The 12566-nt window shown below is 46.8% G+C and carries 13 protein-coding genes; 10 read left to right on the top strand and 3 right to left on the bottom strand.

Features of this window, described 5'->3' with window-relative positions; translation table 11 throughout:
• Window positions 1-144: 144 nt before the first annotated feature.
• The 7 genes from rsxA to AC4IE7_RS12435 all read left to right on the top strand — a co-directional run bounded on the left by rsxA (window position 145) and on the right by AC4IE7_RS12435 (window position 5628).
• Window positions 145-723 carry an electron transport complex subunit RsxA gene (gene rsxA, locus AC4IE7_RS12465; RefSeq protein WP_490777174.1) on the top strand — a complete coding sequence of 193 codons (579 nt, stop codon included), beginning with the start codon at window positions 145-147 and terminating at the stop codon, window positions 721-723.
• Window positions 724-854: 131 nt separating this feature from the next.
• The gene (gene rsxB, locus AC4IE7_RS12460) at window positions 855-1385 is read left to right on the top strand and encodes an electron transport complex subunit RsxB (RefSeq protein WP_490777410.1); all 531 of its coding nucleotides are present in this window, start codon (window positions 855-857) and stop codon (window positions 1383-1385) included.
• Window positions 1386-1387: 2 nt separating this feature from the next.
• Window positions 1388-2893 carry an electron transport complex subunit RsxC gene (rsxC, locus tag AC4IE7_RS12455; RefSeq protein ID WP_490777173.1) on the top strand — a complete coding sequence of 502 codons (1506 nt, stop codon included), beginning with the start codon at window positions 1388-1390 and terminating at the stop codon, window positions 2891-2893.
• Entirely contained in the window at window positions 2890-3978 is a 1089-nt protein-coding gene (locus AC4IE7_RS12450) for an RnfABCDGE type electron transport complex subunit D (protein WP_490777172.1), read from the top strand. The genes rsxC and AC4IE7_RS12450 overlap by 4 nt, the downstream gene beginning before the upstream one ends.
• A complete protein-coding gene (gene rsxG, locus AC4IE7_RS12445) occupies window positions 3975-4646 on the top strand; it encodes an electron transport complex subunit RsxG (RefSeq protein ID WP_490777171.1) in 672 nt (223 codons plus the stop codon). The genes AC4IE7_RS12450 and rsxG overlap by 4 nt, the downstream gene beginning before the upstream one ends.
• Complete coding sequence (locus AC4IE7_RS12440; RefSeq protein ID WP_490777170.1) at window positions 4639-5343, top strand: electron transport complex subunit E; 705 nt, start codon at window positions 4639-4641, stop codon at window positions 5341-5343. Before rsxG ends, AC4IE7_RS12440 begins: the two co-directional genes overlap by 8 nt.
• A 24-nt stretch (window positions 5344-5367) precedes the next feature.
• The gene (locus tag AC4IE7_RS12435; RefSeq protein ID WP_490777169.1) at window positions 5368-5628 is read left to right on the top strand and encodes an RnfH family protein; all 261 of its coding nucleotides are present in this window, start codon (window positions 5368-5370) and stop codon (window positions 5626-5628) included.
• Window positions 5629-5910: 282 nt separating this feature from the next.
• Here the strand turns inward: AC4IE7_RS12435 and AC4IE7_RS12430 are convergent, their stop codons facing one another.
• The 3 genes from AC4IE7_RS12430 to AC4IE7_RS12420 all read right to left on the bottom strand — a co-directional run bounded on the left by AC4IE7_RS12430 (window position 5911) and on the right by AC4IE7_RS12420 (window position 9041).
• On the bottom strand, window positions 5911-7122 hold the full coding sequence (locus tag AC4IE7_RS12430; protein ID WP_490777168.1) for an OprD family outer membrane porin: 1212 nt from the start codon (window positions 7120-7122) through the stop codon (window positions 5911-5913).
• A 271-nt stretch (window positions 7123-7393) separates the two neighbouring features.
• Window positions 7394-8257 carry a branched-chain-amino-acid transaminase gene (ilvE, locus tag AC4IE7_RS12425; protein ID WP_490777167.1) on the bottom strand — a complete coding sequence of 288 codons (864 nt, stop codon included), beginning with the start codon at window positions 8255-8257 and terminating at the stop codon, window positions 7394-7396.
• Window positions 8250-9041 (bottom strand): PhzF family phenazine biosynthesis protein, encoded by a 792-nt coding sequence (locus AC4IE7_RS12420; RefSeq protein WP_490777166.1) that lies wholly within the window; start codon window positions 9039-9041, stop codon window positions 8250-8252. Before AC4IE7_RS12420 ends, ilvE begins: the two co-directional genes overlap by 8 nt.
• A gap of 286 nt (window positions 9042-9327) precedes the next feature.
• Here AC4IE7_RS12420 and AC4IE7_RS12415 point away from each other — a divergent pair, with 286 nt between their 5' ends.
• From AC4IE7_RS12415 to AC4IE7_RS12405, 3 genes are all read left to right on the top strand, one after another.
• Window positions 9328-10734: an aminotransferase-like domain-containing protein gene (locus AC4IE7_RS12415; protein WP_490777165.1), complete on the top strand. Its 1407-nt coding sequence runs from the start codon at window positions 9328-9330 to the stop codon at window positions 10732-10734.
• 101 nt (window positions 10735-10835) lie between these two features.
• Window positions 10836-11009: a hemin uptake protein HemP gene (gene hemP / locus AC4IE7_RS12410; protein WP_490777164.1), complete on the top strand. Its 174-nt coding sequence runs from the start codon at window positions 10836-10838 to the stop codon at window positions 11007-11009.
• A 254-nt stretch (window positions 11010-11263) separates the two neighbouring features.
• Entirely contained in the window at window positions 11264-12520 is a 1257-nt protein-coding gene (locus AC4IE7_RS12405; protein ID WP_490777163.1) for an imelysin family protein, read from the top strand.
• Window positions 12521-12566 lie beyond the last annotated feature (46 nt).

Here is a 12566-nt window from a genome sequence, read left to right as displayed (position 1 = left end):
TAAAACAGTGCTTATTCAAATTAACCCATGAATACAGCGCTCTAAGCCACTGATCATGACATACATGATCTAATTATCTGATTATTTAGATGATTGGCATATTTTTTGTTGGGTAATAATCATCACAGTAAAGCGATGCTATTCATGGACTATATACTGATCATTCTTTCTACGGCTTTGGTCAACAACGTTGTGTTGGTCAAGTTTCTCGGTTTGTGTCCCTTAATGGGAGTATCCAACAAGCTCGATTCTGCCCTGGGTATGGGGTTGGCCACAACTTTTGTGCTTACCCTTGCAGCCTTTGCAAGCTGGTTGTTGGAACACTTTGTACTACAACCCCTGGATCTGGGATTTCTGCGAATACTGACCTTCATCCTGGTTATCGCTGTGGTGGTTCAGTTCACAGAGATGGTAGTGCGTAAAACTTCGCCAGCGCTCTACCAGGTACTTGGCATCTTCCTTCCATTGATCACCACAAACTGCGCCGTATTAGGTGTTGCCTTACTGAATGTGCAACAGGAAAACAGCTTTCTGGCCAGTCTACTCTATGGTTTCGGTTCTGCACTCGGTTTTACATTGGTACTGGTGATGTTCGCCGGTTTGCGTGAGCGTCTGGCGTTGGCGAATGTTCCCCAAGTTTTCAGCGGTGCCCCAATTGCTTATGTCGTCGCTGGCCTGATGTCTCTAGCCTTCATGGGATTTGCTGGTTTAACCAGCAATTGACCTGAACATACCGGAGAGGCCCTTAAATGGAGAACTCAATGAATGAAAAGCACATTGATCTATATCGATCGACAATCTCAGTGAATCAAACCATTCACTGTGAGCGTAACCGATAGCAAGGAGAATCGATGATGGTTTCTGCAATCCTTATTCTGACTGCACTAGGCGTCACTATGGGCGCGATGCTGGGGATAGCATCAAAATATCTGGCTGTAGAGGGAAATCCACTTCAGCAAGAGATTGAAGAACTGCTCCCCGGATCTCAATGTGGCCAATGCGGTTATCCCGGCTGTACACCTGCTGCAGAGGCAGTAACCCAGGGTGAAGCCCCAGTAACCATGTGCCCCCCAGGTGGCAAGGCACTGGCAGAAGCCCTGGCAGAAAAAATGGGAGTCAGCATAGACCTCTCCTCAGTTGAGGAGAAAGAGCCGATGATCGCCTTTGTTCATGAAAACCTTTGTGTCGGCTGCACCAAGTGTTTCAAACGTTGCCCTACCGATGCCATTTTAGGTGGCCCTAAACAGATACATGCTGTATTTGCTGATGCCTGTACAGGTTGTGAGAAATGTTATGACGTCTGTCCAACAGAGTGTATCGAGATGCGTCCGATCAAGAAGACTCTGCAGACATGGTATTGGCCAGAACCAGCCAAGGTGGCCTAATCATGACAACAGCCAACATATTTAAACTGTTCAAGATTCGTGGCGGTGTTCATCCTGATGATAAGAAAAGACTGAGTGCAGATCAGGCGATAGAAAAACTGCCAATGCCATCACTTTTGCATATTCCTCTGCAGCAGCACATTGGTGCTCCAGCTGAACCTCTGGTCAGGCGTGGTGAGGAAGTTAAAAAGGGTCAACTGCTAGCACGCAATCAGGGCGCCATTTCCGCGCCAGTTCACGCCCCAACCTCCGGACGGATAATGGGTGTAGGTGGATATCCAGCACATCATGCTTCTGGACTATCGGTCAGAACCATTACCTTGAAGCCGGACGGTAAAGATGAGTGGATCGACACTCTCGATCCATCTGATGACCCATTTTCTCTTGCCCCGGAAGAGATCGCTGATCGAGTAGCTCGTGCTGGTATTGTCGGGATGGGCGGCGCGACCTTTCCATCTGCGGTAAAGCTGAATCTTCGCAAGCGCTATCAGCTACACACCCTGGTTATCAACGGTGCTGAGTGTGAGCCCTATCTAACCTGTGATGATCGCTTGATGCGTGAACAACCAAAACAGGTTCTTGATGGCGTAAAACTGATGGCCAAAGCGCTGGATGTTGACCACGTACTATTCGCCATTGAAAACAACAAACCTGAAGCACTGGCTGCGATACGCGAAGCAGCCAGTGATAGCGACATGATCTCTGTAGTAGGACTTCCAACCCGTTACCCAATGGGTTCAGAGAAGCATCTGGTACAGACCTTGGTTGGTAAGGAGACACCTGCTCGCGGACTCACAGCAGATATCGGAGTGGTCGTACATAACGTTGCTACCGCACGGGCTGTGCATGACGCAATATTTTCAGGTCATCCACTTCTCTCCAGAATCATGACAGTAACCGGTGGTGCCGTTCAACAGCCAAAGAATGTCGACGTACTGATTGGTACCCCGCTCTCAAATCTAGTCGATTTCTGCGGGGGTTTCACTCAAACCCCTGAGCGCCTGGTGAGTGGAGGCCCAATGATGGGACAACCTCTACCCAGTACCAGGGTTCCAGCAGTTAAAGGCAGTAACGGCCTGCTTGCCCTCTCTACTGAAGAGGTCAAAGCCTCTGATGAGATGCCCTGTATTAGATGCGCAAGCTGTGTCAATGCCTGTCCTTGTGGACTTGTCCCTCTCGAGATGGCAAACCATATAAGGGGTGGAAGTCTCGACACCTCGGTCAAACTGGGATTACTGGACTGCATCGCTTGTGGCTCTTGTGCCTATGTCTGCCCTTCCCATATTCCACTTGTTCAATACTTCAACTATGCCAAGGGTGAACTGGCAGCCAGACAGCGCTCTCAACACAAACAGATAGAGACCAAACGCCTTACGGAATTAAGAAGCGAGCGCATGGAGCGAATCAAAAAAGCGAAACGCGAAGCGATGATGAAGCGTAAAAAGGAGATGGAAGCAAAGAAGAAAAGAGAGGCTGAGAAGTCTGCAGTTGAAGGGGCAGAATCATGATCGAAGAGAAACCAGTTTTCGGCCCTTACGTCCATGCTAAAAACAGTATTAGTCGTACTATGGGCCTGGTGATGATCAGTCTGCTCCCCGCGACTCTGTTTGGCCTCTATCAATTTGGCTGGCCAGCAATATTTCTTTTTGCTGTCACCCTGGGGGGGTGTCTGTTTGCTGAAGCCATGGCCCTGCGAATCGCAGGTAAACCGATCAAACCTTTTTTAATGGATGGCTCTGCCCTATTAACCGGTTGGTTACTGGCTATGACGCTGCCACCATGGGCGCCTTGGTGGATCGGCCTGGTCGGTGCTCTGCTGGCGATTATCGTCGCAAAGCAGGTGTTTGGTGGCATTGGTCAAAACCTGTTCAATCCAGCTATGGTAGCTCGTGTTGCATTGTTGATCTCATTTCCCTTGGAGATGACCCTGTTCAATCAACCAGTACCACTCTTTTCATCACAGGCACCAGGCTTTCTGGATAGCCTGGCAATTACCTTTGGCTCTTCCGATGCGATTGATGCGGTCAGCAGTGCCACCACGCTTGGTCATTTGAAAACAGAGATTGGCCGAGGCATTGCATTTCAGGATGCTGCAGCAGAAGGTGCTGGTTTATGGCAACTCTTTTGGGGACAGGCTGCTGGCAGCATGGGTGAAACATCAGCACTCCTGTTGCTTTTAGGTGGTCTCTTTCTGATCTACAAAAAAGTCATAACCTGGCATATACCACTCTCCATGCTGGGCACACTGGCACTACTTGCCACAATCCTTCACCTGCTTGATCCACAAAACTATGTTGAACCATTGACTCATCTATTCAGTGGTGCAGCGATACTTTGTGCTTTCTTCATCGCAACCGATCTTGTTACCTCACCTGTATCCACTCGTGGTCAGATTCTGTTTGGCGCTGGCTGTGGACTGCTGGTCTATGCAATACGTACCTGGGCAGGATACCCTGAGGGTGTTGCATTTGCTGTGATGTTGATGAACGCCTGTACACCTTTGATAGACCACTATATCAAACCCCGAATTTACGGTCGTGACAGGAAAGGCGAGCCGTTAAATTATGTAGATGAGGGAGCAGATATCAGATGAGTACCCCCCAAGAACCCTCATATCGCAAGCGAGTCGGTTATCAGGCTGTACTACTGGGCGGTTTCTCTACACTGGCCACAGCACTTCTTGTAGCTGGCAACATTGCCACCAAAGATGACATTCTGGCCCGTCAAAAAGAGGATCTTTTAAATTCATTGAATCAGGTCGTACCTGCTGCACACTATGACAGTGATCTTCTGCATCAACCATTGAGTATGAGTGATGACAAAGGCCATGAGCTGACCGTCTATCGGGGTTTGCATGGTATGCAGGTCAACGCATTGGCATGGGAAGTTGTAGGGCAAGGTTACGCAGGTGATATACGACTGATCATGGGCGTAAGTGCAAAGGGTGAGATCCTCGGTGTTCGAGTGCTCTCCCACGCCGAAACCCCTGGTCTGGGCGATAAAATCGAGACAGCCAAGGATGATTGGATTTTGGGCTTTAACGACCTCTCTCTGAAAACCACATCCACAAAGGATTGGCATGTAAAGAAGGATGGCGGACAATTTGATCAATTCAGTGGTGCCACGATAACACCACGTGCAGTTGTATCTGCAGTTCATGGGGGCTTAACATTTTTTGATGCACATAAGGATGAGTTGTTGAAACCACCGGTTATCAACACAGAAGATCCCTCTTTGAAACGTGCCTCTGTTGATGAGTGAATCGAAAATGAGTAACGAATATAGACGTATCACCAAAGATGGGCTCTGGGACAACAACATAGTCTTTGCCCAGGCACTGGGTCTTTGCCCGCTTCTAGCCGTCACTGGAACAGCAACAAATGGTCTTGGAATGGGATTAGCTACCACTGTAGTGATGGTTGCATCAGGCCTGCTGATATCGATGCTTCGCGGTATTATCACTCCCCAGGTTCGTATCCCGGTATTCGTTTTGATAATAGCCGTTTTAGTTACTCTGGTTGATATGTCAATGAATGCCTGGGTACATGACCTGCATAAAGTACTTGGCTTGTTTATCCCTTTGATTGTAACCAACTGCGCTATTCTTGGTCGTGCAGAATCCTTTGCATCACGAAATACCGTGATGAAATCTATGTACGATGGCTTAATGATGGGCGCAGGTTTTACCTTTGCGCTGGTATTGCTGGGCGCTACCAGGGAGATACTTGGAAGTGGCACTTTGTTTGACAATGCAGCTCAATTGCTGGGTGGTTGGGCACATTTCATCGAGCTGACACTCATTGAAGACTACAAAGGCTTTCTTCTAATCATACTACCACCAGGTGGTTTTCTGGTACTGGGATTTATCCTCGCATTGAAGCGCTTGCTGGATCGCAGTCTGGCAGAGAGAAAAGCTGCTTTGCAAGCATCATCCGAAATGCCATTAGAGTCATCTTAATCAATTTAGAGGAGTGTAAGCACTATGAATGTTGGTGTCGCTTACGCAGACAAATTCAAACAGCTTTGGTTAAAGCTTGAAGTTCCGGATGGATCCACTGTTCGTGAAGCCATCAACCACTCCGGTCTGTTGGATCAGTTTCCAGAGATCGACCTTGAGCGCCAAAAGGTGGGCATCTTCGGAAAGATTACAAAACTCGATTCTGTAGTGGAAGAAGGCTCAAGAATTGAAGTTTACCGAGAGATCACGGCTGACCCTGAATTGGTGGAAAGACGGGATGAGTGATGTAGGATAAAACACCAAATGTGCTGTTTTATAGACCCCTGCCATCTGACGCTGAGGAAAATGAGTAGAGTAGCTTTATGAGTAATCCTCCGCCTTATGGTAAAGCCCCTCTCCCTTTACGGGAGAGGGGTTGGGGAGAGGGTGTACGCGAAGCGTTTCATGTGATTGAAAGATAAAACCACACTGATCGTTCATATGTATCTTGCTGATTGTTGGGGAAAATAGCTTCGATGGTAATGGTCACCTATTGGGTGAATCACGCTGCCCAACGATCTTTTTAGGCTAAAAACCATAGTTAGCCATCAGCCGCACAAACTCCCCATCCTCATGCATATCGGTATAGATCAGTTCCAACGACATCTCTTCAGTTACATCATAGAGGGCATAGTAGTCAGTTTCGTTTGCACCCTCTTCAAAATCAACATGTAATGCACCAAGCGTTAATGCCTCTACTCCACCATATTCAACACCAATAGCGGCAGCTTTCTGATCTTCGACACCATCAATGGTATGGTCATCTGCAGAGGTAAAATAGGGTCCACCGCCATAACCATTGGTAACTATTCCGGAAACACCATTATAGGCCGCTGAAAGTGTAATCTCAGCCAGGGTGTAACTTGCGGTTACTCCCCAAGCGTCCCCATCCGGACCCGATTCATCATTGCTATCATCTGATTGTGAACTGAACTGCACACCAACACTAAAACATTCGCTTTCATAGATTGCCTCTAAGTAGAGGAGTTTTGCAAAATCATTGCCATGATAGTACCAACTTTGTAGCGCCAGATTTTTAACCCCCTCGTATACTGCACCTGCAGCTGTAACACCATCATCACTGTTTAGTTCCTGAAAACGCTCTGGTAAATCCGCATCCACACCAGCCCATTTATCAAGATGTGTCAGGTATAAGGTAGTATCATCAATATCACTATTGCTCAGCAATAATCCTTGAAAGGTATTGGGTATCATGCGGATATCGTCTGTATCGGCATGTGGTGTATCAAGCTCAAAGCGCCCCAGTCGCAGCATGGTATTGCCATAATCAGCTTGTATATAGGCTTCGCCAAGGATAGCGTAGCTGCCACTCTCTGAAGAGAAGAAATCTCCATTTTCATCATCAAACAGTTCACTGGTAGCGTAGAAAGTCGCACCACCACTCAAGCCGTTCCATGCTGGGCTGATGTAACCCAGTTTGCCACCAAAGGCTGATCCATCAGTTTTGTCTCCAATATCATCTTCTGCATGTATGGCACCCATTCTTAGGTTGCCAAATAGACCCTCATCTGCCTCGACTACGCCCATACCCAAGAGGCTGTAGAGCGATCCAATCAATAGCAGAACAAAGGAAGCACTGTTCTGCTTATATTTTGATTTTCCCCCATATCTACCTAGTGATCTCTTGTTGTTAACGACATCAGATAAAACAAAGCAATTCGAGATCGATAATGGTGTACTACTCTCAGCACTAGCTACACTTAAACGTTTTGGTTGCATTTCACGCTTCCCCAGTCAGTAAAAAAACCGGACTGGCTGGCGTAAGCTGGCTTGCCGTCTAGATAGATCAAAAAGAACAACAATTAAGTTGTCCAATTAAATCAGAATATCTTGGAATTAAGGTTATTACGAATGGTTATCATTTGCAATACCTAACTGATCCTTGTTTTCTCTTTTTCTCTGCCACTCTCTGGAAGGGTGACAGCTCACAGCGTTGAGTGGGAGTACCTCCCCCACCATTTTTAATCTTACGAAAAGCAGCTTCTAACCTCTATTCACCATTTATCTGCATACGATAGCCTCCTTCCAATTCAGCAAATATTGGTCCTGGACATGAGTTGATGCGTCTTCCATCCACCTCTGATACAGGAATCAGTTCTGCACCTGTACCTGTCAGAAAACACTCATCAGCGTTATAAAGGTCATAGGGAGCTAATGGACTCTCAGTAACTTTTACCCCTGCCTCTATCGCCAATGCTATGACCAGATTTCGGGTTACCCCTTCTAACGCGCCTTCAATAACAGGGGGAGTCAGCAACTTCCCTCCAACTACAATGAATAGATTGTCTGCTGTCCCTTCAGCTACCCTGCCCGCTTGATTAAGAAGAATCGCTTCATCAACACCTGCGTGATTGGCCTCTATGCGGGCCAGCACTTGATTCAGATAATTGAGACTTTTAATTCGAGGATCGAGACCATCTATCGGTAGCCGACGTGTTGATGCGATGATCAATCTGGCTCCTACCGATCTGGTGGCATTACTGACCATCTCCAAACGATCTGCCATGATAAACAGACCAGGCTCCTGGCACCCCTTTGGATCTAACCCCAAGGGTCCAATACCTCGTGTGGCAACCAACCTCAGATATCCTGAATCTTCAGGAAATTTGGAGATGACCTCATCAATAGCCCGAGTAATCTCCTCTGAACTGTATTGCAACTTAAGAGCAAGTGCTTGAGCTGAATAGCGTAAGCGTTGGAGGTGTTCTTGTAACCTGAATGGACGTCGATTAAAAAACCTGATCCCCTCAAAAATCCCGTCTCCATAGAGAAAACCATGGTCATAGATTGAGACTTTGGCTTCACTCTTTGGCACCAGCTCTCCATTTATCCAACAACTGCTTTGACTAGACATAGAGTGCTCCTGCCATAGTCGTTACCGCCTGACCCAGGATAGTGACACGGTTTCCATTCAGACGAATTCCAATGTCTCCGCCTCGGGCAGAGGCTTGATAAGCTTGTAGCTCACTCTTATCCAGCCGCTCCCCCCAGTACGGTGCCAGGGTGCAGTGCGCAGACCCTGTAACAGGATCTTCAGGGATGCCAAGCGCAGGTGCAAAGAATCGTGAGATAAAATCAATACCCGACTGGTCTCCAGGTGCAGTTGCTATCAAACCACGACAATCTATTTTACTTAATCCAGCTTGATCGGGAGTCAGTCCCCGCACCTGATCTGCGGTTTGGAATACAACCAAAAGATCTTCCCGTCCACGAAATATATTTTGTGGTTTTTCCCCTATTGCCTTTACTAAAAGCGGATCAGAGTTTAGTTCACTCAAATGGTCAATAGGAAAATCGAGCAGAATCCTGTTTTCCTGCCGAGTGGCAGTCAATAAACCACTGGCACTATGAAAATGTAGTGATTCACTTTCCATACCCAGCTCATGCCAGAGTATATGGGCCGAAGCGAGTGTCGCATGACCGCATAATGTCACCTCAATTTTTGGAGTAAACCAACGCAGATCCCACTCCCCATCCTCTCTTAGCAACAAAAATGCGGTATCCGATAGATTTATTTCTGTAGCAACTGATTGCATCCATGCACTATCTGCGGGCTGCTCCAATATACATACTGCAGCGGGGTTCCCTTGAAAAGGATGGCAAGTAAAGGCATCCACTATATAGACCGACCGGTTCATGTTGTTCTCCCTGATATTGACATCCAAGACTTTAGACTATTGCTTATATGCAATACAGAGTCATAATATTATTTTTGTAGCGGTACAGTTTGCACAATTAATTCAACTGTACCTATACTCGAAACAGACAACTGTAGTGGTTAAGCCTGAAATAATCAGTTGACCGCTCCATACTAGGGCCTGTTAACACTAATGGCAGGTTACTGATTTTGTTAAAAATAGCTTCGATGGTCATGGTCACCTGTTGGGTGAATCACGCTGCCAACTAATCTTTTTAGGTTAAAAGATGCTCTATCTGTACCAACAACTCGCCTCGCAACTCGCAGAACAGATCACAATGGGTCTCTACCAAACCGGAGACCGCCTCCCCGGAGTGAGAAAGTTCAGCCAACAACATAGTGTCAGCACCGCAACCAGTGTGGCGGTATATCGAAAGCTGGAGGATGATGGGTTGATTGAAGCCCGGCCACGTTCCGGTTTTTATGTTCGCACCCAAGCAGCCCCAAATAGCGATGAACCGGAAATCTCCTCCCCAAAAAGCCGGCCTACTCCAGTTACAGGACAAGCTTTAGCCCTACAGTTAGTCAAGGCATCCAATGAGCCCGGTATGATCCAGCTTGGTGCTGCCGTACCAGCACCCGCTTTTCTTCCAACCCGGCAAGTCGAAAAAGCGATGGCCAAGGCTAACCGTCAACAACGGCAACGCAACGCCGGATATGAGTTTCCACCGGGTGTACCCGAATTACGCCGTCAAATTTCACGACGTATGGCTGAAATTGGGTGCAAAGTACATGCAGATGAAATCGTCATTACAAATGGTTGTCAGGAGGCACTTACCCTAGCCCTGCGAGCCACCACTTCACCTGGAGATATTGTCGCTATTGAATCTCCTACCTTCTATGGCCTTCTACAAGTCATAGACTCGCTGGGGTTGAAGGCGCTGGAGATTCCTACCCATCCCCGTGAAGGCATCTCTGTACCAGCCTTGCAGCTGGCAATAGAGCAATGGCCCGTAAAAGCCTGCATTTTGGTAGCTAATTACAGCAACCCCTTGGGCTATCGTATGAGTGATTCACAAAAAAACAGATTAGTGGAGCTACTTAAATCATTTAAAATCCCACTGATTGAAGACGATGTATATGGTGACCTTGGTTTTAGCCAAAGAAGACCCAGTGTCTGTAAAAGCTACGATAACCACGGAGAGGTTCTACACTGCTCTTCCATTTCTAAAACCCTCTCTCCTGGTCTCAGAGTGGGTTGGATTGCACCAGGAAAACATCAGCAACAGGTTGAGTACTTGAAATTTGTCACCAATCTGGCAACACCGACACTACCTCAACTTGCTGTAGCAGAATTGATGGAAAATGGGCAGTACGAACGACATCTGCGTAAAATTCGTAGTGAATATGCCCGGGCTGTTGAACGTATGACCAAAGCAGTTGAACGGCTATTTCCTGAGGGTACACGAATAACCCGCCCCCAAGGTGGATTCGTTATTTGGCTGGAGTTACCAGGTAAAAACGACAGCTTTCAAATGGCGCAGAAACTCTTATCAAAAGGCATCAGCATCGCACCGGGAGCAATTTTTTCTGCTACCGGTAAATACCAGAATTTCCTACGCCTCTCTTGTGCCTGTGAATGGGATGACCGTATTGAACGGGCACTCGCTACCATCGCGCAACACTGCAATTAATAGTATCGAACATCAACAAATTAGATGTTGCTAATGATAATGATTATCATTATGATAAATGCACAACTTAATTTTTAGACTCTATTTGGCAGTTTTTGACTATGCACGATGAACCTCACCAGAACTGGGAAAAAGATCAATTGAAGGATGAAGCCCGTTCAAGAATTCAAAGTAGTGAGCTCTTTCGTGATCAGCAACGAATAGAGATAGTACATAGGGGTGAGGTCTATCGATTACAGATCACCCGACAAGGAAAACTAATCCTGACTAAATAACCAACGCGGGTCAGCCAGCTCTTGCAAGCCACACCCTTGATCATCCAACAACCTGGGTAATGCTATGAAAAAAAGAGCAATCACGCTGTCTTCTTGTACAGTTTATAGTTCCATCAACAATGTGCAAACTGTAGTTTCAGCTCAAATCCAACGTTGCGCTGTTGCCTTTGTTTCAACAAATATCGACCATCAAACCGATGGATCCCCTTCCACTGATACGACCCAATCGTTTTCAGTCTAAGGAGATTTTTGCAATGAAACATACAATTTACCTCATCATTGGTTTAGCCCTCAATAGCAGCCTCTCTGCCGCCACTACAGAGCAGCAGGTCTTAAATCACTATGCAGTTCTCGCACATTCGATGTATAGCGATTCATTGATTACAGCAACATCACTCAGCGAGGCGATTGACAAATTAATCACAAACCCAACTGAAGCCAATCTAGGAGCAGCCAAAGAAGCATGGATAAGCGCGCGTCACCCTTACCAACAAACGGAGGTGTATCGTTTTGGTAACGCCATCGTTGATGAATGGGAAGGTAAAGTTAATGCCTGGCCGCTGGATGAAGGACTGATTGATTACGTCGATGCGAGTTATGGAGATGAATCAGATGAAAATCCTTACTACACCGCAAATATCATAGCCAATCCTATATTAAAACTCTCTGGTAGGGTAATAGATACTACTAACATCACTAAAGAGATTCTCTCCGCACAACTACATGAAATAGATGAGGTGGAAGCGAATGTCGCTACTGGTTACCACGCTATCGAGTTTCTGCTTTGGGGACAGGATCTGAATGGAACAGGGCCAGGTGCCGGGAACCGCCCCGTCACTGATTATGATGTCAAAAACTGCACCATGGGTAACTGTGACCGTAGAGCCGCCTATCTTAAAGCTGTAACTGAGCTACTGGTAGATGATCTCTCCTGGATGGTGGAACAATGGTCAACTAGTGGCACTGCCAGAAAAGCAATTACTGAAGGCGTATTGAAGGAAAATCTTGCAACAATTTTTACCGGCATGGGTAGCCTCTCCTATGGTGAGTTAGCGGGTGAACGGATGAAACTTGGTTTAATTCTTCATGATCCTGAAGAGGAACACGACTGCTTCAGTGACAATACCCATTGGTCACACTTTAATGATGTCAAAGGCATACTCAACGTCTATACCGGACACTATACCCGCATAGATGGCACTATTATCAAAGGCCCAAGTCTCTCTGACCTGGTTACAGAGAAATCCCCGGCAACCGATAGTGCATTACGCGCCCATCTATTAAAAACTCTGGGGAAAATGAAGCTACTGGTAGAGAGTGCTAATCAAGGCATTGCCTATGATCAGCTTATCGGCGAAAACAATCCAAAAGGAAATGCATCCGTGCAAGCAGCAATAGATGCCCTGATTGCACAAACTCATCTCATCGAAAAGGCAGTCACTGTTTTGGACCTTGGATCCATTGCCTTTGAAGGTTCGGAGAGTCTGGACGAGCCCCATAAAGTGAAATGAGATAAATCCCATTCGACCTCAGCTGTTGCTGCCCTTCAGCAGCTGA

It is taken from the genome of Candidatus Thiodiazotropha sp. AKAK3, assembly GCF_058244645.1.
The sequence above is the reverse complement of the archived record's forward strand: the minus strand, read 5'-3'. Positions and strand labels throughout refer to the sequence as shown.